This is a genomic window from Stenotrophomonas sp. Sm2128 (assembly GCF_030985535.1).
GTDB lineage: Bacteria > Pseudomonadota > Gammaproteobacteria > Xanthomonadales > Xanthomonadaceae > Stenotrophomonas > Stenotrophomonas maltophilia.
In genome coordinates this window covers 58,370-84,705 of the sequence record NZ_JAPTFQ010000009.1, presented here as the reverse complement: position 1 = coordinate 84,705, position 26,336 = coordinate 58,370, and the positions used below count along the sequence as shown (strand labels likewise).

General features: G+C 65.9%; 24 protein-coding genes. 8 read left to right on the top strand and 16 right to left on the bottom strand.

The window, feature by feature from the left end; all coding sequences use genetic code 11:
- Positions 1-106 precede the first annotated feature (106 nt).
- Positions 107-1,474, bottom strand: coding sequence for an adenylosuccinate lyase (gene purB / locus O0K41_RS04750; RefSeq protein WP_108270230.1), 1,368 nt, complete (start codon positions 1,472-1,474; stop codon positions 107-109).
- 221 nt (positions 1,475-1,695) lie between these two features.
- Between purB and O0K41_RS04745 the strand changes: the two genes are divergently transcribed.
- Positions 1,696-3,123 (top strand): class II fumarate hydratase, encoded by a 1,428-nt coding sequence (locus tag O0K41_RS04745; protein ID WP_164222174.1) that lies wholly within the window; start codon positions 1,696-1,698, stop codon positions 3,121-3,123.
- 103 nt (positions 3,124-3,226) lie between these two features.
- Here O0K41_RS04745 and O0K41_RS04740 read toward each other — a convergent pair whose 3' ends face one another.
- The 7 genes from O0K41_RS04740 to O0K41_RS04710 all read right to left on the bottom strand — a co-directional run bounded on the left by O0K41_RS04740 (position 3,227) and on the right by O0K41_RS04710 (position 7,806).
- On the bottom strand, positions 3,227-3,652 hold the full coding sequence (locus tag O0K41_RS04740) for a hypothetical protein (RefSeq protein WP_005413932.1): 426 nt from the start codon (positions 3,650-3,652) through the stop codon (positions 3,227-3,229).
- A gap of 100 nt (positions 3,653-3,752) precedes the next feature.
- Positions 3,753-4,364: a YggN family protein gene (locus tag O0K41_RS04735; protein WP_164222176.1), complete on the bottom strand. Its 612-nt coding sequence runs from the start codon at positions 4,362-4,364 to the stop codon at positions 3,753-3,755.
- A 30-nt stretch (positions 4,365-4,394) separates the two neighbouring features.
- Entirely contained in the window at positions 4,395-5,282 is an 888-nt protein-coding gene (locus O0K41_RS04730; protein ID WP_088436560.1) for a DUF4097 family beta strand repeat-containing protein, read from the bottom strand.
- Positions 5,283-5,307: 25 nt separating this feature from the next.
- The gene (locus tag O0K41_RS04725; protein WP_005410263.1) at positions 5,308-6,336 is read right to left on the bottom strand and encodes an ABC-2 transporter permease; all 1,029 of its coding nucleotides are present in this window, start codon (positions 6,334-6,336) and stop codon (positions 5,308-5,310) included.
- Positions 6,333-7,208: an ABC transporter ATP-binding protein gene (locus O0K41_RS04720; RefSeq protein ID WP_005410262.1), complete on the bottom strand. Its 876-nt coding sequence runs from the start codon at positions 7,206-7,208 to the stop codon at positions 6,333-6,335. The genes O0K41_RS04725 and O0K41_RS04720 overlap by 4 nt, the downstream gene beginning before the upstream one ends.
- Positions 7,208-7,567, bottom strand: a complete 360-nt coding sequence (locus O0K41_RS04715) for a GntR family transcriptional regulator (RefSeq protein ID WP_005410261.1) — start codon at positions 7,565-7,567, stop codon at positions 7,208-7,210. Before O0K41_RS04715 ends, O0K41_RS04720 begins: the two co-directional genes overlap by 1 nt.
- A gap of 2 nt (positions 7,568-7,569) precedes the next feature.
- Complete coding sequence (locus O0K41_RS04710) at positions 7,570-7,806, bottom strand: hypothetical protein (RefSeq protein WP_005410260.1); 237 nt, start codon at positions 7,804-7,806, stop codon at positions 7,570-7,572.
- Between the two features lie 365 nt (positions 7,807-8,171).
- On the opposite strand from O0K41_RS04710, the gene O0K41_RS04705 reads away from it, so the two are divergent.
- From O0K41_RS04705 to O0K41_RS04685, 5 genes are all read left to right on the top strand, one after another.
- Positions 8,172-8,759 carry a glutathione peroxidase gene (locus tag O0K41_RS04705; protein WP_164222178.1) on the top strand — a complete coding sequence of 196 codons (588 nt, stop codon included), beginning with the start codon at positions 8,172-8,174 and terminating at the stop codon, positions 8,757-8,759.
- 96 nt (positions 8,760-8,855) lie between these two features.
- The gene (locus tag O0K41_RS04700; RefSeq protein WP_005413927.1) at positions 8,856-9,833 is read left to right on the top strand and encodes an FKBP-type peptidyl-prolyl cis-trans isomerase; all 978 of its coding nucleotides are present in this window, start codon (positions 8,856-8,858) and stop codon (positions 9,831-9,833) included.
- A gap of 23 nt (positions 9,834-9,856) precedes the next feature.
- Positions 9,857-11,206, top strand: coding sequence for a UDP-glucose/GDP-mannose dehydrogenase family protein (locus O0K41_RS04695; protein ID WP_088431482.1), 1,350 nt, complete (start codon positions 9,857-9,859; stop codon positions 11,204-11,206).
- Positions 11,199-11,441, top strand: a complete 243-nt coding sequence (locus O0K41_RS04690) for a SlyX family protein (protein WP_005410256.1) — start codon at positions 11,199-11,201, stop codon at positions 11,439-11,441. The genes O0K41_RS04695 and O0K41_RS04690 overlap by 8 nt, the downstream gene beginning before the upstream one ends.
- A gap of 10 nt (positions 11,442-11,451) precedes the next feature.
- Entirely contained in the window at positions 11,452-12,132 is a 681-nt protein-coding gene (locus O0K41_RS04685; protein ID WP_005410255.1) for a DUF2058 family protein, read from the top strand.
- Between the two features lie 48 nt (positions 12,133-12,180).
- Here the strand turns inward: O0K41_RS04685 and O0K41_RS04680 are convergent, their stop codons facing one another.
- From O0K41_RS04680 to O0K41_RS04665, 4 genes are all read right to left on the bottom strand, one after another.
- Positions 12,181-13,368 (bottom strand): MFS transporter, encoded by a 1,188-nt coding sequence (locus tag O0K41_RS04680; RefSeq protein ID WP_033833946.1) that lies wholly within the window; start codon positions 13,366-13,368, stop codon positions 12,181-12,183.
- A gap of 86 nt (positions 13,369-13,454) precedes the next feature.
- Complete coding sequence (metH, locus tag O0K41_RS04675; RefSeq protein WP_197592282.1) at positions 13,455-16,139, bottom strand: methionine synthase; 2,685 nt, start codon at positions 16,137-16,139, stop codon at positions 13,455-13,457.
- A gap of 57 nt (positions 16,140-16,196) precedes the next feature.
- On the bottom strand, positions 16,197-17,288 hold the full coding sequence (locus tag O0K41_RS04670; protein WP_033835833.1) for a homocysteine S-methyltransferase family protein: 1,092 nt from the start codon (positions 17,286-17,288) through the stop codon (positions 16,197-16,199).
- A gap of 13 nt (positions 17,289-17,301) precedes the next feature.
- Positions 17,302-18,231, bottom strand: coding sequence for a metalloregulator ArsR/SmtB family transcription factor (locus O0K41_RS04665; protein WP_005410251.1), 930 nt, complete (start codon positions 18,229-18,231; stop codon positions 17,302-17,304).
- 153 nt (positions 18,232-18,384) lie between these two features.
- Here O0K41_RS04665 and O0K41_RS04660 point away from each other — a divergent pair, with 153 nt between their 5' ends.
- Complete coding sequence (locus tag O0K41_RS04660) at positions 18,385-19,533, top strand: acyl-CoA dehydrogenase family protein (RefSeq protein WP_123958812.1); 1,149 nt, start codon at positions 18,385-18,387, stop codon at positions 19,531-19,533.
- Between the two features lie 45 nt (positions 19,534-19,578).
- On the opposite strand, the gene O0K41_RS04655 is transcribed toward O0K41_RS04660, so the two are convergent.
- The gene (locus tag O0K41_RS04655; RefSeq protein WP_111150172.1) at positions 19,579-20,496 is read right to left on the bottom strand and encodes a hypothetical protein; all 918 of its coding nucleotides are present in this window, start codon (positions 20,494-20,496) and stop codon (positions 19,579-19,581) included.
- 277 nt (positions 20,497-20,773) lie between these two features.
- Here O0K41_RS04655 and O0K41_RS04650 point away from each other — a divergent pair, with 277 nt between their 5' ends.
- Positions 20,774-21,067 (top strand): hypothetical protein, encoded by a 294-nt coding sequence (locus O0K41_RS04650; RefSeq protein WP_088436564.1) that lies wholly within the window; start codon positions 20,774-20,776, stop codon positions 21,065-21,067.
- A gap of 152 nt (positions 21,068-21,219) precedes the next feature.
- On the opposite strand, the gene O0K41_RS04645 is transcribed toward O0K41_RS04650, so the two are convergent.
- Genes O0K41_RS04645 through O0K41_RS04635 form a run of 3 tightly spaced genes read right to left on the bottom strand, consistent with a single transcriptional unit; the run spans position 21,220 to position 26,333 of the window.
- Positions 21,220-24,393, bottom strand: coding sequence for a multidrug efflux RND transporter permease subunit (locus O0K41_RS04645; protein WP_005413921.1), 3,174 nt, complete (start codon positions 24,391-24,393; stop codon positions 21,220-21,222).
- Between the two features lie 15 nt (positions 24,394-24,408).
- Positions 24,409-25,677: an efflux RND transporter periplasmic adaptor subunit gene (locus O0K41_RS04640; protein WP_049448991.1), complete on the bottom strand. Its 1,269-nt coding sequence runs from the start codon at positions 25,675-25,677 to the stop codon at positions 24,409-24,411.
- Positions 25,677-26,333 (bottom strand): TetR/AcrR family transcriptional regulator, encoded by a 657-nt coding sequence (locus O0K41_RS04635; protein ID WP_005410245.1) that lies wholly within the window; start codon positions 26,331-26,333, stop codon positions 25,677-25,679. Before O0K41_RS04635 ends, O0K41_RS04640 begins: the two co-directional genes overlap by 1 nt.
- Between the last annotated feature and the right edge of the window lie 3 nt (positions 26,334-26,336).

The following is a 26,336-nucleotide window of genomic DNA, read 5'->3' as shown; positions in this document are numbered from 1 at the left end:
AACCCGCCCCGCCAAGCGAGGCAATAACCCAGAGCCGCTCTTGACGTTGATGTTGCCGTTGCCTGCCGCAGGCAGCGCCCGCGGCCGCCGCCGCAAAGGAAAACCCTTAGATCTTCTTCGCCAGCGACTCGGCCAGGCCGGTGTAGCTGCCCGGGGTCATCTCCAGCAGGCGCTGCTTCGCATCCGCCGGCAGCTCCAGCCCCTGCACGAACGCACGCATCGACTCGGCGGTGATGCCCTGGCCGCGGGTCAGCGCCTTCAGCTGCTCGTACGGATTCGGCAGGCCATGGCGGCGCATTACCGTCTGCACGGCTTCGGCCAGCACTTCCCAGGCCGCGTCCAGATCGGCATCCAGGCGCTGCGGGTTCACTTCCAGCTTGCCCAGGCCCTTGGCCAGCGAATCCAGCGCCACCTGGCTGTGGCCGAACGCGGTGCCCAGCGCACGCAGCACGGTGGAGTCGGTCAGGTCACGCTGCCAGCGGCTGATCGGCAGCTTCGCGCTGAAGTGCTCGAACAGCGCGTTGGCGATGCCGAAATTGCCTTCCGCATTCTCGAAGTCGATCGGGTTGACCTTGTGCGGCATCGTCGACGAGCCGACTTCGCCTTCCTTCAGGCGCTGCTTGAAGTAGCCCAGCGAAACGTAGCCCCAGATGTCACGGGCCAGGTCGATCAGGATGATGTTGGCGCGACGCGCGGCATCGCCGATCTCGGCGATGTTGTCGTGCGGCTCGATCTGCGTGGTGTACGGGTTGAACACCAGGCCCAGGCCGGTCACGAAGCGCTCGGCGAAGGCCGGCCAGTCCACGTCCGGGTAGCTGGCGATGTGGGCGTTGTAGTTGCCCACCGCGCCGTTGATCTTGCCGGTCAGTTCGACGGCGGCGATCTGCTTGCGCTGGCGCTCCAGGCGGGCGACCACGTTGGCCAGTTCCTTGCCCAGGGTGGTCGGCGAGGCGGTCTGGCCATGGGTGCGCGACAGCATCGGCTGGCCGGCCTGGGCATGGGCCAGGGTGCGCAGTGCGGTGGCGATGCCGTCCAGGGTCGGCAGCAGCACCTCGCGGCGGGCCTGTTCCAGCATCAGGCCATAGCTGAGGTTGTTGATGTCTTCGCTGGTGCAGGCGAAATGCACGAATTCCAGCGCCGGGGCCAGCTCGGCGTCGTCCTTCAGCTGTTCCTTGATGAAGTACTCCACCGCCTTGACGTCATGGTTGGTGGTGCGCTCGATCTCCTTCACGCGCGCGGCCTGGGCCGGGCTGAAGCGGGCGGCCAGGGCGCGCAGGCGGGCGACGGCGGCGTCGGAGAACGGCGCCAGCTCGACGATGCCCGGCTCGGCGGCCAGGGCCAGCAGCCATTCCACTTCGACCGTGATGCGGGCCTTGATCAGGCCGTACTCAGAGAAGATCGGGCGCAGGGCGTCGACCTTGCTGGCATAGCGGCCATCGAGCGGGGACAGGGCGAGCAGGGCGGAATCGGACATGTCGGCAGGGCTGGGGCGAGCGGCGGGGGCCATATTCTACGACGTGCCGGCACTACCCTTGCGCGCGCAGAACGGCCGTGCAGGTGGAACGATCTGGCCCGCCCTCGTCATCCCATGCTGCGGGCAAGGGAGTATTGTGGCCGCAGCCGCCAGCCCGGGAAGCGACACCCTGCCAGCCGCCGCTTCCCTTTCCCCAACTGAAGTAGTGCGGAGTTGATGCAATGAGCAAAGCTGCAAGCAAGGGTTTCAGAATCGAACACGACAGCATGGGCGAGCTGCAGGTGCCTGCGGATGCCCTGTGGGGCGCCCAGACCCAGCGCGCCGTGCAGAATTTCCCGGTCTCGGGCCAGCGCATGCCGCGCGGTTTCATCCGTGCCCTGGGCCTGGTCAAGGGCGCCGCCGCGGGCGTCAACGCGGAGCTGGGCCACCTGCCGAAGAACGTGGCCAAGGCCATCCAGACCGCTGCCGCCGAAGTGGCCGCCGGCAACTGGGACGCGCAGTTCCCGATCGATGTCTACCAGACGGGTTCGGGCACGTCGTCGAACATGAATGCCAATGAGGTCATCGCCACCCTGGCCAACCGTGCCGGCAAGGCGGGCAAGACGGCGGTGCACCCCAACGACCACGTCAACCAGGGGCAGAGTTCCAACGACGTGATTCCAACCGCGTTGCGCGTGTCGGCGGTGCTGGCGACGCATGAGCAGCTGCTGCCGGCGCTGGTGCACCTGCGCAGGACCCTGGACAAGAAGGGCCGCAGCCTGCGCAAGGTGGTCAAGACCGGCCGTACCCACCTGATGGACGCGATGCCGCTCACCTTCGAGCAGGAATTCGGTGCGTGGTCGGCGCAGCTGGCCTCGGCGCAGGAGCGTATCGAAGACAGCCTCAAGCGCGTGCGCCGGTTGCCGCTGGGCGGCACCGCCATCGGTACCGGCATCAACGCCGACCCGCGCTTCGGCGCGCAGGTGGCCAAGGCGCTGAAGCAGCAGACCGGTTTCAAGTTCGACAGCGCCGAGAACAAGTTCGAAGGCCTGGCCGCTCACGACGATGCGGTGGAACTGTCCGGCCAGCTCAATGCGCTGGCCGTGGCACTGATCAAGATCGCCAATGACCTGCGCTGGATGAACGCCGGTCCGCTGGCCGGGCTGGGCGAGATCGAACTGCCGGCACTGCAGCCGGGCAGCTCGATCATGCCGGGCAAGGTCAACCCGGTCATTCCGGAAGCCACGGTGATGGCCTGCGCGCAGGTGATCGGCCACCACACCGCGATCACCGTGGCCGGGCAGACCGGCAACTTCCAGCTCAACGTCACCCTGCCGTTGATCGCGGTGAACCTGCTCGATGGCATCGGCCTGCTGGCCAATGTGTCCAGGCTGCTGGCCGACAGCGCGATCGCAGGGCTGAAGGTGCGCGAGGACCGCGTGGCCGAGGCGCTGGCGCGCAACCCGATCCTGGTCACCGCGCTGAACCCGATCATCGGCTACGAGAAGGCAGCGGCGATTGCCAAGCGTGCCTACAAGGAACAGCGCCCGGTGCTGGACGTGGCGCTGGAAGACAGCGGGCTTGACGAGGCCGAGCTGCGTCGCCTGCTGGACCCGACTGCGCTGACTGCTGGTGGCATCCAGGCTGGCGGTGGTGGCGCCGGGGGGTGATCTGCCGGTTGCAGAGTCGAGCCACGCTCGACGGTTGTTCCGGAGTCGGGCATGGCTCGACTCTACGGAAACGAAGAACGCCGCCCTCGGGCGGCGTTTTTCTTCAGCGACGGTCGGCGACGATGTTGCCGAAGGTGTCGGTGTAATCCTTGAACTCGGGGATGCGCTGGATCAGGTCGGCCGGGATCACCTCCATGCCCTCCGGCGGCTGGATCTTCACCGGCTGCATGTTCGGATCGGCCGGTGCGGCCACCAGCGTGTTCTGGCGCAGCACCTGCAGCTTGCCGAACATCGTCTGCAGCATCTGCTTCTGCCCGTCGTCCAGCGGAATCTGGATCTCGTCCACCTTCATCGTGCCGTCGCCGAGGATGATGATGTTCGGTGCCGGCGGGCGGCGCACGGTCACCATGCCTTCGCTGACGGAAATCTTGGGCTTGCCGCGCTCGGCGCGGTGATTGCGGTAATCCTTGTCGCAGCCGACCAGGCCCAGGCAGAGCAGGGTGGCCAGCAGCAGGAACAACTTCTTCATGGCGTTCGGTTCGGGGGCATCCGGGGCCCCCATTGTAAGCCCGCCGACAGTGCCCGACCGGCAACGGAAGGCCGCAGCCGGTCGGGTGCGTCGATTTGTCTCAGTTGGAGAACGTGACCGAGTTGTCCTTGCCGCAGTCGTCCACGTCGCTCTGGTCCATCGTCGCGTAGGGCTTGAATGCCGGCAGCTCGCGCGCCAGTGCCTGCTGGCTGGCCAGCATCGCCGGCAGGCGATCGCAGATGCGCTTGGCCTGGGCCTCGATCTTGGCGGCTTCGGCGTTGATGCGCTTCTCCACCCCTTCGCTGTCGCCGCTGAAGATGCCCTTCAGCGCTTCACCGGCGGCGTTGGCGCCGAGCTTGCCGCCGGCCAGCCCGACATCCATGCTCGCCATCGCAACGGCGACCACGTGACCGCGGTACTCCTGCAGGTGGCGGCGCTGGACGTCGTTGGCGGCGACCTCCTTGCCGGCGATCAGCAGGCGGCCATCCGGCGTGATCTCCGCACGCGGCTGCTTGTCGGCCGAGATCTTGATGTTGCCCTGGGCGATGTCCTTGCGGGCATCGTCCATGGCTTCCTTGACGGTCTGGCCGACGCCGCTGGTGGCTTCGGCGACGCTCTTGCCGACGCTCTTGTCGGGGGCGGAGGACGTGCCACCACAGGCGATCAGCGGCAGGCACAGCAGGGTGGCGGGCAGCAGGCGCAACAGGTTCATGATGTTCCCCTGGACGTGTGTGGAAGAGGATTACTTGCTGCGCGGCAGGGTGACCCGGCCGCTGACGTTGCGGTGTTCGATATCGCCGCTGCCGCTGTGATCGACGGTCAGGCTGCCGCGTACGCCGTCCACCTGGATGTCGCCCGAGCCGTGGCTGCGCACATGCACGTTGCCGCCGATATCGGCCAGATCGATGCCACCGGAGCCGACCACGCCGACTTCGACGCTGCCCTGCACGCGCTTGAACTCGATGTCGCCGGAGCCGACCGTATCCAGGCGTGCGTTGCCACGCACATCGGTGATCTTCAGGTCACCCGAACCGACAGTGCCGGTGATGGCATCGCCGCCGATGTTGCGGGCATTGACGTCGCCCGAACCCAGCGACAGCAGATTCAGCGAACTGCCGCCATCGATGTTGAGGTCGCCGGAACCCACTGCAGCGTGGATGCTGCCACGGGTACCGCGGGCCACCGCGTCACCGGAGCCGACGTCCACGCTGAGCGACTGTGCGTTCTCCACGCTGGCGTCACCCGAGCCGACCTTGAACTGCAGCGGCAGGTTGTCCGGCACGCTGCCACGGATATCCAGCCAGGCGTAGCTGTTGCCCAGGCTGATGCCGCTTTGGCGGCCGTCGCGGCGCAGGCTCACCACCAGCTTGTCGCCCACCTTGCGCTGGTCCAGTACCAGCTGGTCCAGCCATTCCTGGCTGGACGCGCAGGCGCGGCCGTCCAGCTGGCCGCCGCCAGCGCTGGCGACCACCTTCAGGTCATGCTGGTTGACCTCGAACACCACCGTCCTGGCACCGGCCACGTCCAGCTTCAGTGCGCGGGCGGCAGTGAACTTGCAGTTCGGAGCATCGGCGGCCAGCGCCGACAACGGCAACAGCAACAACGCAGAACAGGCGAGCAGAGAACGCATGGGTGGTGCCTCCGGGTGGATGGAATCAGATCTCGCCGGCGCGCTTGCGCAGGCGGATGGCGAGGAAGATGAACAGTGCCCCGACGGCCGCACCGATCCACAGCTCCGGCATCGCCAGCGACTTCAGCTGCGAGGCGGGGGACATCAGGCTGACCACCGAATCCAGGTCGCGGCGCGAACCTTCACCTGCGCCGAGGCGGTACAGCAGGTCCATGCCGGGCACGCCGCCCAGCAGCAGGCGGCCGACGATGTTCTGCCAGAACCAGCCGGTGGTCAGGCCGAACAGCGGCATGATCTTGGTGGTGCTGACGATGACGCCGGCAAACAGTGGCAGCATCACCGCCCACAGGAACGGCTTGCTCTTGGCCCAGGCCGAGCACAGCAGCAGCCACCCTGCAGTGGGCAGGGCCCAAAGCGCGTAGACCGGAATCCAGCTCAGGTGGCCAGCGGCCAGGGTCAACGGGCTGGCGGGCCCCCAGATCAGCGCCATCGGGCTGCCACCGTGCATCAGCGCGACGATGCTGATGATCAGCATGAAGCCGAACATGGTGATGATGCCGGCAATCACCGCGATCAGCGGTGCCACGACCAGTGCGCTGATGACCTTGGACAGCACGGTCTGGGTATCCGACAGCGGCAACGACTTCCAGAACAGGATGCTGCGGTCGCGGCGGTCGTCGTACAGGGCGCCGAGGCAATAGAAGAACACCACGAAGGCCAGCACCAGGAACGGCCATGCCGAGCTGAGCACCAGGGTCAGGTCAAGGCCGTTACCGAGGTCGGCAAGGTCCTTGCCGTCGATGTTGCGGGTGAGCAGCGCCAGGTCCAGGCCATTGACGTTCACGCTCTCGCCATCGACATGCAGCGCACCGTTGCGCGCCGCGCGGTTCAGCGCGAACAGGCCGAAGGCGATGCCGACGGTGCTCATCACCAGCGAGATCAGGCCGGCGATCAGCGGGGCATACAGGAAACCGCCGCGGTTTTCCCAGTACTCGCGCTTGAGCAGCCAGCGCAGCGTGCCGAGGGGGCTGACGGGATGGTTGACGGCATTCATGCGTAGGTCCCCTTCATGACGGCGACGAACAGGTCGGCCAGGCCCGGGCTGCGGGTCTCGCCAAGGGTGGAAAGCTGGGCGCGCGGTACGCCGTCGAACAGCATCACGGTCTTGCCGAACGCCAGGCTGCGTTCGTCGATCGGCTTCAGGGCGCGCGCGGTCTCCAGCTGGTCGGCGTTGACCAGCAGTTCCGTGTAACGCTGGCCGACCTCGTCCATTTCCGCATCGAGCACGATTCGGCCATCACGGATGAACATGACGTCGCTGAGGATGTGCTCGATCTCTTCCACCTGGTGGGTGGTGACGATGATGGTCTTCTGCTCGTCGAAGTAGTCTTCCAGCAGGCGCTGGTAGAACTCCTTGCGGTACAGGATGTCCAGGCCCAGGGTGGGCTCGTCCAGTACCAGGATGCGGGCATCGATGGCCATCACCAGCGCCAGGTGCAGCTGCACGATCATGCCCTTGGACAGCTCGCGCACGCGCTGCTTCGGCTGCAGCTTGGTGTTGGCCAGGAAGCGCTCGCAGCGGGCGCGGTCGAAGCGCGGATGCACGCCGGCGACGAAATCGATGGCTTCGCGCACCTTCAGCCAGCGCGGCAGCACGGCGACGTCGGCGATGAAGCAGATGTCGTTCATCAGTTCGTCGCGGTGCAGCCGCGGGTCGCGCCCGAGCACGCTCAACTCACCTTCCACCGAGGTGAGGCCAAGAATGGCCTTCAGCGCGGTGGTCTTGCCGGCGCCATTGGGACCGATCAGGCCGACGATGCGCCCGCTCGGAATGCTGAAGCTGGCACTGTCGAGGGCAACGGTGGACTTGTAGGCCTTGCGCAGGCCGCGGGCGGTGATGACCGGTTCGCTTGCGGTGCTATTCATCAGACTTTCCCCTGGGGCAGCAATTCGTCGAGGCTCAGGCCCAAGCGCTGGATGCGCTCCAGCACGGCCGGCCATTCTTCATTGAGGAAGCGCTCGCGCTCGCTGCTGCGCAGCTGCGTGGCGGCCTGCTCGGTCATGAACATGCCCAGCCCGCGGCGCTTTTCGACCAGGCCTTCGTCGGCCAGTTCCTGGTAAGCGCGCGAAACGGTGATGGGGTTCAGTTGGTAATCGGCGGCCACCTGGCGCACCGAAGGCAGGGCATCGCCCGGCTTGAGGATTCCGTCGAGCATCATGGCGATCACGCGCTCCTTCAACTGACGGTAGATGGGAGCGCCGTCGCTCCACTGGATGTCGCTCATATTCAGCTCCGTGGGGTCAGCGGCTGGGCGAACGAGAAATACGGCATGGACAGGGAGCTGTGCAGCCGACGCGGGGGAGGGGGGGAGGAATCGGCGTTCCCGGCCGGTGTAGCGATTGCATCCTGCGCACTGTCGGGCGAGGCGGGGGCGGTGGGCGTGGCCAGCCAGGCCAGCACGATCAGGGTCGAAACAGCAGCGGCCGCGGGTGCGGTGAGGTTGCGACGGATCCGGGCGTTCATGGCTTCCCCCTGTCTCAGGTGACTGGTGTTGTATGCAACTATAACACCGGCACGCCTACGTGCAACCCCTTGCCGTCCCCAACTGATGGCAGGGGTGGTCAAATTGCTGAAATATCCGTTTATCCGATTGATTCGGAAGGGAAATCAGGTTCTGGCGAGGGCCGACCCAGGCCCGCCTTCCATTCAGTGTTGTCCATGCTATGTCATTACTGCGCCGTTGCTGGCGGGTCGTGCAGGAAAGCGCCACGCCGCGCAAAGCCACAGGCGCCCCTTGCAACAAGGGGGAACGGGGCCCGGTGCTATAGTTCGGCCGACTCCGGCCGCTACCGGCCGGCCCTGTGAATGGCCACCGCGGACTGCTCTCGATGCCCTTGCCGACCGTTATGCCGCGCCGCCTGCGCGGCCTGTCCCTGCTGACCCTGCTGGTAGCCGGCCTGGCCGGTTCCACCCACGTGCTGGCGGCCGATCTTCTCGACCTCGACTACCGCCCGCTGGCCAGCAAGCAGCAGGTCAACCTGCAGCAGCGCTACCACGGGCAGGTGCTGCTGGTGGTCAATACCGCAAGCAAGTGCGGCTATACCCCTCAGTACGAAGGCCTGGAGGCGCTGCAGAAGCGCTATGCCGGCCGTGGCTTCGCCGTGCTCGGTTTCCCGTCCAACGATTTCAAGGGCCAGGAGCCGGGTGACGAGAAGCAGATCCAGGATTTCTGCACGCTCACCTACGGCGTCAAGTTCCCGATGTTCGAGAAGGTGCACGTCGTCGGCGCAGAGGCCACGCCGCTGTACCAGCGGCTGACCGCGGCCACCGGCGTGGCGCCGGGCTGGAACTTCCACAAGTACCTGGTGGGCCGCGATGGCAAGGTCATCGCCCAGTTCGCCAGCAAGGTGACGCCGGACGATCCGCAGCTGACCGCCGCCATCGACAAGGCGCTGGCGGCAGCCGCCACGCATTGATATGCGGCACGGATGCCTCGACATCGACGGCATGCGTGCGACAATGCTTCTTTTCGCGCCGACGTCGGCGCCCAGACACTTCCAGGAATGCAGCGAATGAAGATGGGAATGCGCGGCGCCGCGGCGTCGGTTCTGATTCTGGCGATGGGCACTTCAGGTGTCGCTCTGTCGCAACAATCGGCTGCCCCCGCAGCCGCCAAGGAGACCGCAACCTTGAATTCCCCCAAGCAGAAGCTCGGCTACGCCATCGGCCTGGACGTGGCCAAGTCGTTCACCCCGATCGCCGATGAGATCGACGTGGCCGCGCTGCGCACCGCCGTGGAGCGTTCGTTCGAAGGCCTGCAGCCGCAGATCACCCAGGAACAGGCCAAGGCCACCGACGCGGCCCTGCGCCAGGTCGTGATGGCCCGCAGCGGCCAGCAGGTGCCGGGCATGGCGCCGGGTTCGCAGCCGCCGAAGGTCGACCGCGTCAAGGTGTCGCAGATGATCGGTTCCTACTCTGTGGGCCCGTCGCTGGCGCAGCTGAAGGACGACATCGATGTTGCCTCGCTGTTTGACGCGATCAGCACCGGCCTGACCAAGGGCCAGCCGAAGATGACGGAAGCTGACGCGACCGCCACCATCCAGGCCTTCATGGGCAGCAAGCAGGCTGAAATGCAGGCCAAGGCTGCCGCTGCTGCGCAGACCAACCGCGAAGAAGGCAATGCCTTCCTGGCCAAGAACAAGACCCAGCCGGGCGTCGTGACGACGGCCTCGGGCCTGCAGTACCAGGTCATCCGCCCGGGCAGCGGCGAGCGCCCGCTGCCGAGCAGCAAGGTGCGCGTGAACTATGAAGGCAAGCTGCTCAACGGCACCGTGTTCGACAGCTCCTATGGTCGTCAGCCGGCCGAGTTCGGCCTGGACCAGGTGATCAAGGGCTGGACCGAGGGCGTTGCGCTGATGCCGGTCGGTTCGAAGTACCGCTTCTGGATCCCGGGCAATCTGGCTTATGGCGAGAACGGTACGCCGGGTGGCCCGATCGGCCCGAACGCGACTCTGACGTTCGACGTCGAGCTGCTGGGCGTCCTGCCGTAAGCCACCACGGAGCCTGCACGGACATGCGCGTTGCGATTTTCGGTACCGGTTATGTAGGTCTGGTGACCGGTACCTGCCTGGCCGATGTCGGTCATCAGGTGGTCTGCGTCGATATCGACCAGGCCAAGGTGGATGGCCTCAACCAGGGCATCATCCCGATCTATGAGCCCGGCCTGGAGCCGATGGTGAAGGCCAACCACGCCGCGTCGCGGCTGGCATTCACCACCGATGCCGCAGCCGCGATCGGCCACGGCCAGGTCGTGTTCATCGCCGTCGGCACGCCGCCGGACGAGGATGGCAGCGCTGATCTGCAGTACGTGCTGGCCGTGGCCCGCACCATCGGCCAGCACATGAGCGTGCCGACCGTGGTGGTCAACAAGTCGACGGTGCCGGTGGGCACCGCCGACAAGGTGCGTGCGGCCATTGCTGAAGAACTTGCCGCGCGTGGCGCGGACATCACCTTTGACGTGGTGTCCAACCCGGAATTCCTGAAGGAAGGCGACGCGGTCGCCGACTGCATGCGCCCGGACCGCATCATCATTGGTGCGACCAGCGAGGAGTCGGTCGCGGTGATGCGTCGTCTGTATGCGCCGTTCAACCGCAACCACGACCGCGTGGTGGAAATGGACGTGCGCTCGGCCGAGCTGACCAAGTACGCGGCGAACGCGATGCTGGCGACCAAGATTTCGTTCATGAACGAAATCGCGAACATCGCCGAGCGCGTCGGTGCCGACGTCGAGCAGGTCCGCCAGGGCATCGGCTCGGACCCGCGCATCGGCTGGCACTTCATCTACCCGGGCGCCGGCTACGGTGGCTCCTGCTTCCCCAAGGACGTGCAGGCGCTGGCCCGCACCGCCCAGCAGCACGGTCTTGAGCCGAAGCTGCTGAACGCGGTGGAAGCGGTCAACGATGCGCAGAAGGGCCACCTGTTCGCCCTCATCCAGCGTCATTACGACAAGGGCGAGGACGAAGGCGTGCGCGGCAGGACCTTTGCCGTGTGGGGCCTGGCCTTCAAGCCGAACACCGACGACATGCGTGAAGCCTCCAGCCGTCGCCTGCTGGCGCAGCTGTGGGAGGGCGGTGCCACGGTGCGTGCCTACGACCCGGAAGCGATGCATGAATCGCAGCGCATCTTCGGCGAGCGCGATGACCTGGTGTTCTGCAGCAGTGCTGATGAGGCCCTCGAAGGGGCCGACGCGCTGGTGGTGGTCACCGAGTGGAAGCAGTTCCGCAGCCCCGACTTCCAGAAGCTGCGCGAGCAGCTGAAGGACGCGGCGGTGTTCGATGGGCGCAATCTGTACGATCCTGCCGAAGTGGAAGCTGCCGGCCTGGCGTACTACGGCATTGGCCGGGGGCGTTCGCTGCATGTCTGACCTGCTGCCGACCGAACGCGAGCAGGCGCTGGAAGCGCGCCTGGTCGAACTGGAAATGCGCGTGTCCTTCCAGGAACAGGCGCTTGCCGAATTGAGCGATGCGCTGGCCGATGCCCGCATGCAGGGCATGCGCAACGCCGACGTGCTGCGTGTGCTGCTGGAGGACCTGGGCAAGGTCCGCAACGCACTGAATTCTTCCGATCCGGCGAGCGAACCACCGCCGCCGCACTACTGATCCGAATCCTATGAGCGATACCCTCCGCGACCAGCTGATGGGCCTGGGCTTCAAGCCCGCGCCCAAGCCCGAGCGCAAGAATGATGGCCCCCGCCGTGATGGCCGCCCGCAGGGCAAGGGTGGCAACGGCAATGGAAAGCCGCAGGGCGCTGGCAAGGGCGAGCACAAGCCCGGCGAGCGTCGCGGGCATGGCCACGGTGGCCCGGGCAGGCCCGGCCAGTCGCGTGGCCCGGGCCAGCAGGGCCCGCGCAAGCCGCGCAGCGCCGAAGAGATGGATCTGGCCAAGGCCTATGCCATCCGTGCGCAGCGTGAGAAGGAAGAGCGCATCGAGACCGAGCGCCTGAAGCAGGAAGAAGCACGCGTGCGCCGCGAGGCGAAGGCCAAGCTGGAAGAACTGCTGAAGGACAAGGGCCTGAACTCCGAGGCGGCTGATATCGCTCGCCACTTCCCGTATGGCGGCAAGATCAAGCGCATCTACGTGACCGCCGAACAGCTGACCGCGCTCAATGCCGGTGAGCTGGGCGTGGTCCAGCTCAATGGCCGTTACCTGCTGGTGACCGCCGAAGTGCTGGCACAGTCCGAAGCGGTGTTTGCCGCATCGGTGGCACTGAAGGTCGACCCGAACGCGCCGGCCGAGGAAGATCCCTACGCAGACCCGCAGTACCAGGTACCGGACGACCTGGTCTGGTAACTGCACCTGCTGCACGATGAAAACGCCGGGCATTGCCCGGCGTTTTCGTTACCGGACGCGCGCAGTGCTGCGGCGTGCACGGATCAACGGCAGGCTCAGCGCGAAGAAGCACAGCAGTGCGCCGACCAGAGCGAATCCGCTACCGGCGAGGAAGGCCGTGCGTCCCTCGTCGATCTTCCACAGTTGGCCGGCGATGAGCGCGCCCAGCACGCCGCCGACACCGGACGAGAAACCGTACAGCAGGCCCTGGCCATGGCCATTGAGGCGTCCGGGGAAGTAGATCGCCAGCATCTGCATCGCCGCGGCGAAGAACGCGGCAAAGCCCAGCGCGTGCGCGGTCTGCGCCAGCAGCATCACCGGCAGGTTTTCCGGGAACAGTGCGGTCACGGCCCAGCGCAGGCAGGAACTGACCAGCGCGATCAGCAGCATCCAGCTGGCGTCATAGCGGCGGAAGAAGCGGCCGATGGTGAAGAACACGCCCACTTCGAACACCACGCCGATGGTCCAGAGCAGGCCGAGCGTGGATGTGCGATAGCCGTGGTGGTCCATGTAGACCGAGAAGAAGGTGTAGTACGGGCCGAACGAGAGCTGCTCCATGAAAGCGGCCAGGAAGAACGCCAGCACCGGCGGGCGGCGCACGATCTGCCAGAAGCCGCTGGCATCGCCGCCGGTCCTGCCGATGTCGCGTGCGTAGTGGTTGCTGAAGGCCGAGGCGACCAGCAGGACGAACAGCGGCAGCATCATCCAGGGCAGCAGCCCGGCGCGGCCGGCGGTGCCGTCACCTTCGATCAGCCAGCCGAACAGGGTGACGATGGCGATGAACCCAAGCGAACCCCAGACCCGGATCAGGCCGTAGCGATGGCTGTCGCTGCCGAGATGGGTGAGGGTGATCGACTCGAACTGCGGCATCACCGCGTTGTAGAAGAAGCAGAACACGATCATCGCCGGATACATCCACGGCTGCGGCAGAGGCAGCAGGAATGCGGCGAAGCTGATCAGGGTCAGCACGCAGCCGATGCGCAACAGTCGGATCGGCCGCGGTGAGGTGGCTGCCAGCGAGGTCCAGGCACTGGGTGCAACCACGCGTGTGGCATACCACAGCCCCATCATCACGCTGATGGCGGTCACGCTCATGCCGCGCGCGGTCAAAAACAGGCTCCAGTACGGAGTGAACGCGCCCAGCGCCGCGTAATAGAACAGGTAAAAGCTGGAAAGACGGGCAACGGGAACGGTCATCGCGGAATGATGAAGCAAAAAGGGGACGGAGGGGATTAAGTCGTTTGAGGCACAAACGACTTAATCCCCTCCGTCCCCTTTTCGGGTCATTCGGGATCGTAGTCGAGGTTGGAGGCCAGCCAGCGCTCGGCCTGGGCGCGCTCCACGCCCTTGCGCCGGGCGTAGTCGGTGACCTGCTCGCGGCTGAGGCGCCCGACCACGAAGTACTGGCTTTGCGGATGGCTGAAGTAGTAGCCCGATACCGCGGCGGTCGGAAGCATCGCAAAGCTCTCGGTCAGTTCCATGCCGGCGTTGGCCTCGGCCCGCAGCAGATCGAACAGGCGCCGCTTCTCGCTGTGCTCGGGGCACGCCGGATAGCCGGGAGCGGGGCGGATGCCACGGTACTGCTCATCGATCAGGGCGTCGTTGTCCAGCGTCTCGGCCTGGTCATAACCCCAGAATTCCGTGCGTACACGCTGATGCAGGCGCTCGGCCAGGGCTTCGGCGAAGCGGTCGGCCAGGGCCTTCAGCAGGATCGCGTTGTAGTCGTCATGCTCGGCTTCGAAGCGCGCCACGTGGGCATCGATGCCGATGCCGGCAGTGACCGCGAACGCGCCGATCCAGTCCTGCCTGCCGCTGTCGGTCGGCGCGATGAAATCGGCCAGGCAGAAATCCGGGCGCTCGGCCGGCTTGTCCACCTGCTGGCGCAGGAAGTGCAGGGTGGTCTCGCCCTGTGGGTGCTGCACGCGCACGTCGTCGCCGACGCTGTTGGCCGGCCACAGGCCGAACACGGCCTTGGCGGTCAGCCACTTCTCGCCGACGATGCGGTCGAGCATCGCGCGGGCATCGCGGTACAGCTCGCTGGCCTGGCTGCCGACGATCTCGTCGGTGAGGATCGCCGGGAACTTGCCGGCAAGCTCCCAGGCCTGGAAGAACGGCGTCCAGTCGATGTACTCGACCAGCTCGGCCAGCGGATAGTCATCGAAGACGTGCAGGCCCGGCTGCTTCGGTGCGGGCGGCGTGTAGTTCCCCCAGTCGCCCTGGAACTTCTGCCCGCGTGCATGTTCCAGCGACACCAGGCGCTTGGCATCGCCACGATTGCGGTGCCGTGCCCGGATCTCGGCATAGTCGGCCTCGTTGGCGGCAACGAAGGCTTCGCGCAGGTCGCGCGAGATCAGCGACTGGGCCACGCCGACCGCGCGCGAGGCGTCCTTCACCCACACCGTAGGCGCTTTGTAGTGCGGGTCGATCTTCAACGCGGTGTGCGCGCGCGAGGTGGTGGCGCCGCCGATCAGCAGCGGCAGATTGAAACCCTGGCGCTCCATCTCGCGGGCGACGTGGCTCATCTCCTCCAGCGAGGGAGTGATCAGACCGGACAGGCCGATCAGGTCGGCGTTGTGCTCGCGCGCGGCATCGAGGATCTTCTGCGCCGGCACCATCACGCCAAGGTCGACCACCTCGAAGTTGTTGCAGGCCAGGACCACGCCGACGATGTTCTTGCCGATGTCATGCACATCGCCCTTCACCGTGGCCATGATGATCTTGCCGTTGCTCTTGGCAGTGTCGCCGCTGCGCGCCTTCTCCGCCTCGATGTACGGCAGCAGGTAGGCCACGGCCTTCTTCATCACACGCGCGGATTTCACCACCTGCGGCAGGAACATCTTGCCTGCGCCGAACAGGTCACCGACGATGTTCATGCCGTCCATCAGCGGGCCTTCGATCACGTCCAGCGGGCGGCTGGAGGCCTGTCGAGCCAGTTCGGTGTCTTCTTCCACGAAGGCATCCAGGCCGTGTACCAGCGCATGCGCCAGGCGCTGCGCCACCGGCTTGTCGCGCCATGCCAGGTCTTCGGTCTTCGCCGCGCCCTTCCTGCCCTTGTAGCGCTCGGCGATCTCCAGCAGGCGTTCGGTGGCATCGCTGCGGCGGTTGAGGATCACATCCTCCACGCGCTCACGCAGCTCCGGCTCCAGCTCATCGTAGATCGGCATGGCACCGGCATTGACGATACCCATGTCCATGCCGGCGGCGATGGCGTGGTACAGGAACACCGAATGGATGGCCTGGCGCACCGTTTCGTTGCCGCGGAACGAGAACGAGACGTTGGAGACACCACCGGAGACGTGGCAGTGCGGCAGCGTCTGCTTGATGATGCGGGTGGCTTCGATGAAGTCCACCGCATAGTTGTCATGTTCTTCGATGCCGGTGGCGACGGCGAAGATGTTCGGGTCGAAGATGATGTCCTGCGGCGGGAAGCCGATCTCGTCGACCAGGATGCGGTAGGCGCGGGTACAGATCTCGACCTTGCGCGCACACGTATCGGCCTGCCCGCTTTCATCGAAGGCCATGACCACCGCGGCGGCGCCATAGCGCAGGACCTTGCGCGCGTGTTCGCGGAAAAGCGCCTCGCCTTCCTTCAGCGAGATCGAGTTGACCACGCTCTTGCCCTGCAGGCACTTCAGGCCGGCCTCGATCACGCTCCACTTGGAGGAGTCGACCATCACCGGGATGCGGGCGATGTCCGGCTCGGACATGATCAGGTTGAGGTAGCGGGTCATCGCCGCTTCCGAATCGATCAGGCCCTCGTCGATGTTGACGTCGAGGATCTGCGCGCCGCTCGCCACCTGCTGGCGGGCCACGTCCACGGCTTCTTCGTAGCGGCCTTCCTTGATCAGCTTGCGGAACTGCGCACTGCCGGTCACGTTGGTGCGTTCGCCGACGTTGATGAACAGCAGGTCCGGGGTGATGACCAGGGGTTCCAGGCCGGACAGGCGGGTAGGGCGGACAGGCGTCATGGCAGGCGTCGGCTCAGCAGCAATAGGGCGGGAAGTGCGGAACGGTGGCGGCGACATTCATGCGGCCTGCTCCCGGGTGCCGGGCAGTGCGCGCGGCGGCAGCCCGGCCACAGCCGCGGCAATGGCGCGGATATGGTCGGGCGTGGAGCCGCAGCAGCCGCCGACCAGGTTCAGCAGGCCATCTTCGGCGAAGCCTCGCAGGGTGCTGGCCATGTCCTCCGGCGTCTCGTCGTACTCGCCGAAGGCATTGGGCAGACCGGCATTGGGGTGTGCGCTGACGTAGCAGTCGGCGACCTGTGCAAGGGTTTCCACGTGCGGTCGCATCGCATCGGCGCCCAGCGCGCAGTTCAGCCCGATCGACAGCGGCCGAGCATGCGCCAGCGAGGCATGGAAGGCTTCCGCAGTCTGCCCGGACAGGGTGCGACCGGAAGCGTCGGTGATGGTGCCGGAGATCATCACCGGCAACCGCGCGCCGCGCGCATCGAACGCTTCCTCCAGCGCATACAGCGCGGCCTTGGCGTTGAGCGTGTCGAAGATGGTCTCGACCATGATGGTGTCGGCGCCGCCGTCGATCAGGCCCTCGATGGCTTCGCGGTAGGTGTCGCGCAGTTCGTCGAAGCTGGTGTTGCGGAAGCCCGGATCGTTCACGTCCGGGCTGATCGAGGCGGTGCGGCTGGTCGGGCCGACCACCCCGATCACGAAGCGCGGCTTCCCCGGGGTGGTTGCGGCCACGGCGTCACAACAGGTGCGCGCGACCGCAGCGCCGGCCTTGTTCAACTCGTACACCAGGTGTTCGAGGTGGTAGTCGGCCTGGCTGACCGAAGTGGCGTTGAAGGTGTTGGTCTCGACCAGGTCCGCGCCCGCTTCCAGGTAGGCGGTGTGGATGTCTGCGACGATCTGCGGCCGGGTCAGCAGCAGCAGATCGTTGTTGCCCTTCAGGTCATGGCCCTCCGGCGTGCCGTGGTCGCAGCCGGGGCCATGGCTGTGATCGTAACCGCCGGCGAAGCGTTCGCCACGGTAATCGTCTTCCTGCAGGCCGTGGCGCTGGATCATCGTGCCCATCGCACCGTCGATGATCAGGATCCGCTCGCGCAGGGCGTCGAGCAGGGCGTTGGCACGCTCAGGATGCAACCAGGGCAGGGCAGGCATGGCGTTCTCGGGCTCAGGGTTTGTGGGCGATCAGCGAAATCACTTCGAAGTGCGGCGGACGCTTCTCGCGGGTGACCGTCTCCAGGCTGGATACCTGCAGGCCGGCCTTGTCGACGAACCTGCGCAGCTCCTTGTCGCTGAAGCCGAGGTTGACGTGGCCGTAGGCCTCCACCGCGGCCTTGTGTTCATGGCGGGCCAGGCTGCACAGCAGCAGGCGCCCGCCCGGGCGCAGCACGCGCGCGCCTTCGGTCACCGCCTGCGCCGGCTTGCTGGCGTAGGTCAGCGCGTGCATCAGCACTACCAGATCGAAACTGTTGTCCTTGAAGGGCAGCGCATGCATGTCGCCCTCGCGCACTTCCACGTTGGGCAGACGGCGCAGGCGCTCGCTGGCGGCGGCGACCACGCGCGCGCTGGTGTCGATGCAGATGTAGCGCTTGGCATGCGGGGCCACCAGTTCGGCCAGCACGCCGTCACCAGAGGCGATGTCCAGCACGTCGCCGGTCTCCAGCAGCGGCAGCGCGGTGCGGGCGAGGGCTTCCCAGGTGCGCCCCGGGGAGTAGTGGCGTTCCATGTCGCCGGCCACGCTGTCGGCCCAGTTCTGGTCGGAGGCGCGGTGGGCCAGCACGGCAGCGACGCGTTCAGCGTCCTGGCGCAGCAGCGGGTCATCGCTTCCGTTGCTCAAGGCATGCCACAATGCACGCTGCGCCGGGTCCAGCTGGGCCTCGTCGAAGCGGTAATAGGCCGATACGCCGGCACGGCGGTCGCGGACCAGGCCGGCTTCCTTCAGGCGCGCCAGGTGGGTGGACACGCGTGGCTGTGCCAGCCGGGTGATCGCCGACAGTTCGGCCACGGTCAGTTCCTCCTGCTCCAGCAGCGCCAGCAGGCGCACGCGGGTCGCATCGGCGAACACCTTCAGGCGGGTCGACCAGTCTTCAAGATCCATAAATATCTACCTATCGCGATATAGAGATATATTCGCTGAAAGGGCCCGTCGCGGTCAAGTCGCCAGCGTACGGAAACAGCCGGGCCCCGGTACAATCGGGGCACCTGGGCGCGCCGTATGTAGCCCATAACTTCATGTACCCGGGAGGGTGTTGTGGATTTCAGCTTTACCGAAGAGCAGTTGATGCTGCAGGACGTTGCGCGGCGCATCGCGCAGGAGAAGATCGCCCCGAGCGCGGAGCACCATGACCGTACCGGCGAGTTCCCGCTCGACAACATCCGCCTGCTGGGCGAGAACGGCCTGATGGGCATCGAAGTGCCGACCGAATACGGTGGCGCGGGCATGGACCCGGTTGCGTACGTGCTGGCGATGGTGGAGGTCGCCGCCGCCGACGCAGCCCATTCGACCATCATGTCGGTCAACAACTCGCTGTTCTGCAACGGCATCCTCACCCACGGTACCGAGCAGCAGAAGCAGACCTACGTGCGTGCCATCGCCGAGGGCGAGGCCATCGGCGCGTTCGCGCTGACCGAGCCGCAGTCCGGCTCCGATGCCACCGCCATGCGCTGCCGCGCGGTGAAGCAGGCCGACGGCACCTTCGTCATCAACGGCAAGAAGAGCTGGATCACCTCCGGCCCGGTGGCCAGGTACATCGTGCTGTTCGCGATGAGCGAGCCGGACAAGGGCGCGCGCGGCATCACCGCCTTCCTCATCGATACCGAAAAGGCGGGCTTCGGTCGCGGCAAGACCGAGCCGAAGCTGGGCATCCGCGCTTCGGCCACCTGCGAGATCGAGTTCAACGATTACGTGGCGCAGGCCGAAGACGTGCTGGGCCAGGAAGGCGAGGGCTTCAAGATCGCCATGAGCGTGCTCGATGCCGGCCGCATCGGCATCGCCTCGCAGGCCATCGGCATCGCCCGCGCCGCCTATGAGGCGACCCTGGAGTACGTGAAGGAGCGAAAGGCCTTCGGCGCGGCCATCGGCACCTTCCAGATGACCCAGGCCAAGATCGCCGACATGAAGTGCAAGCTGGACGCAGCGCTGCTGCTGACCCTGCGTGCCGCGTGGGTGAAGGGCCAGGGCAAGCGTTTCAGCACCGAAGCAGCGGTGGCCAAACTGACCGCTTCGGAAGCAGCGATGTGGATCACGCACCAGGCGGTGCAGATCCACGGCGGCATGGGGTACTCGAAGGAGATGCCGCTGGAGCGTTACTTCCGTGATGCCAAGATCACCGAGATCTACGAGGGCACCTCGGAGATCCAGCGCCTGGTGATCGCGCGCAACGAGACCGGGTTGCGCTGATGGACGCGACGGGGCGGCGATTGCCGCCCCGTTTCCCTTTTGCGATCAACGTGGCAATCGGCAAACGATATCCGTTCCGTTCCATTCACAGACGATCTGCAGCGACTCAGGTGGAGCACCGGGGAACATGTTCACCCCATAGAGGCGACCGGAGTCGATCCATCGATCCAGATCGTCCCGGCTGTTGAAGTTGTAGGTGCCGGCGAAGTGTTGGGCCAGGCCGGGGCTGGTTGCCGCGCCGTCGGGAATCATGTTGCCATTGGCGTCCTTGCTCTGGCCTTGCACGTATCTGGCGGTGTCCACTGACGAAGAGACGATGGCCAGCGTAGTCTTCGAGCCATCGCGCCAGGTGATCCTGTAGATTGCACCGTCGATTCCGAGGGCCTTGCTGACGAAGCTCAGGCCGATCGAGGACAGGAATGTCGCCATGCTGTTCCAGGCCCTCGACGATGTCGTGGCGCCTGTGAATGCCTTGCCCATGGCGCTCTCCAGCCTGAATCGCTCGGTTGCCATCTGCACGACATCGTAGGCGTTGAGGTTCTTGTGCTCTTCCGGGAAGCCTATGCCGTTGGCGTATTGCGGGTCATCAGGATGAACCTCGTACTGGACTCCTCTTCCGACCCACTGCCGCGGCGCGAACTGTACGGTTGGCACGTTGTTGTCGAGCATCCCCATGATCCGATTGAAGGATGCGTTGATTGGCCCGGGAATCTGCGCCCTTGTTGCGCGATACCGACGTAGCTCGCGATCGTATTCCACATCGAAGCCATGGAGCCGGCGCTGCTGGAAGTCGACGACGATGGTGGGCCCCGTGCCCGAGTAAAGCGCCAGTGCGCGTGGATCGCGACAGTTGTCGCAGACGAGGACGCCTGCCGCATGTGCGTCCTGGACGCTGCTGGCCGCGAAGAGCGCGCCAAGCAGAAGGGCGGGGCGGCTGAAGCGTCGTAGTGGTGCTCTTTCCATGAACTGTCTCCTGGGCGGCATCGGATCGATTGCCGTGGAGGCATCTGGATAGCAACGATCCGGGCGTGCCGCACTTCTGCGCGCCCAGGAATCCAAAGCGGGGGCCTTATGCGAAACCGGTAGACGCCTTGAGCGCCTCGTTGTCGGCGCAGCAGTGGAAGGGACTTTTCAGTACAGGCCGTATGCGACCGGTCTCCGGGCAGGCGACATGCCAACGATTCATTGGCATTCCCGCTCCTTGGTCGCAGAATGCTCCACCGTTCATGGACGCCACCACATGCTCATCTATCGAGGCGCAGGGCTGCTGACCCTGCTCACACCGATCGCTGCCGTGCTGCTCATCCTCATCCTGTTCCCGGATCCAGCGGTGGGTCGCGGCAATACTTCACTCAGCCAGGTCCTGCTGGCGTTCGGCCTTGGCTCGGCAATCAACACGGTGCTGGGTTTCGTGCTCAATCGAAAGCCGCGTGTACCTGGGCAGCATGCTCCGCATCACTTCTTCTTCCTGCCGATGCAATGGCCTGCACTGGCGATTGTGGCGGCATGCGTGGTGATCGCAGTGTTGCGCTGAGACGCTGCCCGGACAGCGCCCACCAAGGTTGGCGACTACCGGGTATGCGTCGCTCCGGTAGATGCCGACCTGGGGCGGCATGGGTCCAGAAGCGGCAACAAAAAAGGCCCCGGATCGCACCGGGGCCTTTCTCGTTTCAGTTCACCGCTGGATCAACGATCCGGACGGTGTGCTGCATCCGCGTCGCGCTGGCGTTCCATGAACTCCTTGGACGGTTCATCCAGCTTGTCGCCCAGCATGCGGCGCACGACCACGAAGAACACCGGGATCATCAACAGGCCGAGCAGGGTGGCGAACAGCATGCCGCCGATCACGCCGGTACCGATGGCGTGGCGGGAATTGGCGCCCGCGCCGGTGGAGATCGCCATCGGGATCACGCCCATGATGAACGCGAACGAGGTCATCAGGATCGGGCGGAAACGCAGGCGGGCCGCTTCGATGGTGGCATCGCGCAGGTTCTTGCCGGCGGCGCGCTGCTCCACCGCGAACTCCACGATCAGGATCGCGTTCTTCGCCGCCAGGCCGATCACGGTGATCAGGCCGATCTTGAAGAACAGATCGTTGGGCAGGCCGCGCAGCATCGACAGGCCGAGGGCACCGAGCACACCCAGCGGCACCACCAGCAGCACTGCCACCGGGATCGACCAGCTCTCATACAGCGCGGCCAGGCACAGGAACACCACTACGATCGACAGCACCAGCAGCAGCGTCGCCGCGTTGCCAGCCAGGATTTCCTGGTAGGACATGCCCGACCAGTCGTAGCCGAAGCCGGCCGGCAGGTCGTCGTTGACGATGCTCTCCATGGTCTGCATCGCCTCGCCCGAGCTGGTACCTGGGGCCTGCGAGCCGACGATGTTGATCGCCGAGTAGCCGTTGTAGCGGCTCAGCGACGGCGGTGCCGACACCCATTCGGACTTGACCACCGTGTTCAGCGGGATCATCGAATTGGTGCCATCGGCGTTCTTGGTCAGGCTGGAGGGGCTGTAGAAGCTCTTCAGCGACTCCTGGCCGGTGCGGTACGGACCATCGGCCTGCATGGTCACGCGCTTGATGCGGCCTTCGTAGAAGAAGTCGTTGACGTACACCGGGGCCAGCATCAGCTGGATGGTGCTGTACACGTCCGACACCGACATGCCCATCGACTGCGCCTGCACGCGGTCCACATGCAGCTGCAGCTGCGGCGCGTTTTCCAGGCCGTTCGGGCGCACGCCGACCAGGTGGTCCGGCTTCTGCGCGGCCTGGCCGAGCAGGATGTTGCGGGCCTGCGTCAGCTGCTCGTAACCGGCACCACTGCGGTCCTGCAGCCACATGTCGAAGCCGCCGAACTGGCCAAGGCCCTGCACGGTGGGCAGGTTGACCACGAAGATCTGCGCTTCCTTGATGCCGTAGAACGCGCCGTTCATGTTCTGGATGAACTCGGGCGCGGTGAACTTGCGTTCCTCCCACGGCTTCAGGCGGATGAAGCCCATGCCGACGTTCTCGCCGGAACCGACGAAGCTGAAGCCGGCCACCTGCAGCATGCCTTCATAGCCATCCTGCTTTTCCAGGATGCCACGCATCTGCGCGAACACTTCGTTGGTCTGGCCCTTGGTCGAGCCCGGCGGCAGCTGCACGATCGCCAGCGCATAGCCCTGGTCTTCTTCCGGCAGGAAGCTGCCCGGCATGCGGGTGAACAGGAAGCCGCACAGTGCGGTGAGCACCACGAACAGGATCATCCAGCGCGGCGCATGGCGCACCGCCGAGGTGATGTGGCCGACATAGGTGTGGCTGATCTTGTCGTAGTACTTGTTGAAGGTGCGGTAGACGATGTTCGGATTGTCGTTGTGCGTCGGCTTCAGGAAGGTCGCGCACAGCGCCGGGGTGAAGCCCAGCGCCAGGAACGCCGAGAACGCCATCGAAATGGCGATGGTCAGGGCGAACTGCTTGTAGATCTCACCGGCGGCGCCGCCCTGCAGGGCGGACGGGATGAACACCGCAGCCAGCACGACGGTGATCGCCACCACCGCGCCGGTGATCTGGGTCATCGCCTTCTGCGTGGCCGGCTTCGGCGCCAGGCCTTCCTCGGTCATGATGCGTTCGACGTTCTCGATCACCACGATCGCGTCATCGACCACGATGCCGATCGCCAGCACCATCGCGAACAGGGTCAGCTGGTTGATCGTGAAGCCGATCATCCACATGCCCAGGAAGGTACCGAGCAGCGCCACCGGGATGACCAGGGTCGGGATCAGCGTGGCGCGGAAGTTCTGCAGGAAGATCAGCATCACCAGGAACACCAGGAACACTGCTTCAAACAGCGTCTTGACCACTTCCTGGATCGAGATCTTGACGAAGGTGGTGCTGTCGTACGGCGAGAACCAGGTCACGCCGGCCGGGAAGCTGGGCTGCAGCTCGTCCATCTTGGCGCGCACCGCCTCGGCCACGTTCAGGGCGTTGGCGCCCGGCAGCAGCTGGATGGCGAAGGCACCGGTCGGCTTGCCGTTGTACTGGGTGTCGAAACCGTAGTTGTTGGCACCGAAGGCAACGCGGGCGATGTCCTTCAACAGCACCCGCGAGCCGTCAGCGTTGGCGCGCAGGATGATGTTCTCGAACTCCTGCGGCGAACTGAAGCGGCCTTCGGCCGAGACCGTGGCGGTGAAGTGCTGGCCTTCCGGCGACGGATCCGAGCCAAGCGCACCGGCGGCGAACTGCACGTTCTGCGCGCGCACCGCAGCCAGCACCTGGCTGGCCGACAGGCCATAACCCTGCATCTTTTCCGGGTTCAGCCAGATGTTCATGGCGTACTCGGAACCGAACTGCTGGGTGCTGCCGACGCCGGGGATACGCGAGACCTGGTCGAGCACGCGCGAACCAACGATGTCGTTCAGCGCATCACGGTTGATGGTCGGGGTATCGGACTGCAGCGCCACCACCATCAGGAAGCCGGCGTTGGCCTTGGCCACCACCACGCCCTGCTGGGTCACTTCCGAAGGCAGTCGTGGCGTGGCCAGCGAGACCTTGTTCTGCACCTGCACCTGGGCGATGTCCGGATCGGTACCCGTCTCGAAGGTCAGGGTGATCTGCGCACGGCCGTTGGACGACGAGGAAGAGCTGAAGTACAGCAGGTGATCGATACCGGTCAGCTGCTGCTCGATCACCTGGGTGACCGATTTTTCCGTGGTGTCGGCACTGGCGCCCGGGTAGGTGGCCGAGACGGTGACCTGCGGTGGGGCGATGTTGGGATAGGACTCCACGCCCAGGTTGAGGATCGCGATCACGCCGCTGAGCGAGATCAGGATCGCCACCACCCAGGCGAAGACTGGATGTTCGATGAAAAATTTAGGCATGACGGAAGGTTCCCGTTACTGCTTGTTCGAATCGGTGGCGGCCGGCTTGGCCGCATCGGCCTGCTCGGGCTTGGCCGCGTCGGCCGGTGCCTTGCCAGCAGCCGGTGCGGTGCCCGCCGGAGCGGCGCCGCCTGCGGCCGGCTTGCCGTTGGCGTCCTGCCCCGGGGTCCACGGCTTGGCCACCGCCGGTGCACCTTCCTTGACCTTCTGCACGCCGGCCACGATCACCTTGTCGCCGGCGGCCAGGCCGTCGCTGACCAGCCAGTTGCCGTTCTGCGCGCCATCGGTCTTCACGTTCTTGCGCACGACCTTGCCGTCGGCGCCGACCACCATCACGTAGCCGCCGGTGGTGTCGCGCAGCAGGGCCTGCTGCGGTACCAGGAAGGCATTGTTGCGTTCGCCCAGGTTGGCCTGGAAGCTGACGAAGGCGCCCGGCAGCAGGATCTGCTGTGGGTTCGGCAGCAACGCGCGCAACGACACCGCACCGGTGGCCGGGTCGACCGTGGTCGAGGAGAAGTCCAGGGTGCCCGGCTCGCTGTAGGTGCTGCCATCGGCCAGCTTGACGTTCACCGTGGCCTTGCCGTCGCCCGACAGCGCCAGCGCGCCCTTGGCCTGTTGCGCGCGCAGCTGGGTCAGCTCGTCCACGCTCAGCGAGAAGTTCACGTACAGCGGGTCGAGCTGGTCGACGGTGGTCAGCAGGGTCACATCGCCCTGGCCGACCAGCGCGCCTTCGGTGACCTGCTGCTTGTTGGCCACGCCGCTGATCGGTGCGGTTACTTCGGTGTAGCCCAGGCTGATGCGCGAGGAAGTCACCGCTGCTTCGGCCTGCTTGACCGCCGCCAGCGCGGTACGCTCGGCCGATTCAGCGTTGTCCAGGTCGGACTTGGAGACGAACTGCTGCGGCGCCAGCGAACGTGCACGGTCGGCGGCCACCTTGGCGTTGGCGTAGGTCGCGCGGGCCGATGCCAGCTGTGCTTCGGAGGCGTTGAGCGAGGCACGCAGCGGCGCCGGGTCGATCAGGAACAGGGTCTGGCCCTGCTTGACCTGCGAGCCTTCCTGGTAGACGCGCTTGAGCAGCACGCCCGGCACGCGCGCACGCACGTCGGCGCTGCGGAACGGCGACAGGCGACCGACCAGCTCGCGCTGCAGCGGCAGGGTCTGCGGCTTGGCGTCGATCACGCCCACCTCCGGCGGCGGGGGCGTCTGCTGTTCCGGCTTCTTGCAGGCAGCCAGCGCGACAGCAACGGCGCACGTCAAGGCAAGGGTGCGGAGTGGGGCGGTCATCAGGAGGAACTCCGGGGTTGGTTTGAAGACGGGGCCGGCGACGGCTGAGGCGCGAAGGCGCGCAGGAAGCTGTCGACGGAGAACTCTGCCCAGCGCCGACGCAGCCGCGCGTCATCACGATGGGGGGTATGGAAACGCTGTTTGTCGAAATCCTGACCGGCAATCATGCTCAGCAGCAGTTCGGCCATGAAGTGCGGGTCGTCATGCCGGAGCTGGCCACGCATGCAAACGGTTTCAATCCATTCAGCAAGATGAAGCGTCAGTGCGCCGGCTCCATGCCGGTACAGCGTACGCGCCTCTTCGGGAAACTGGGCCGCGTCGGCGGCGATCAGCCGGCAGGCCTGGCCCACGTGCGGTTGGTTGAAGTGCTCCAGGAAGTCGGTGGCGAACTGGAGCAGGCTGGCACGCAGGTCGTCAGTGCGGAGTGCACGAACCATGGCGCCGGTGGCGTGGCCGACGTGGCGCTGCATCACCCGGCGCAGCAGTTCCTGCTTGCTGCCGTAGCGCGAGTACAGGGTCTGCTTGGAGCAGCCGGCGTGCTGGGCCACCGCCTCCATGCTCATCTGCATGCCCTGCTGGGCCAGCAGTTCGCGTACGGCGTCGAACACACGCTCATCGCGTGCATCGAGGGCAACGGGGAGGTAGGCCGGGTTCACGCG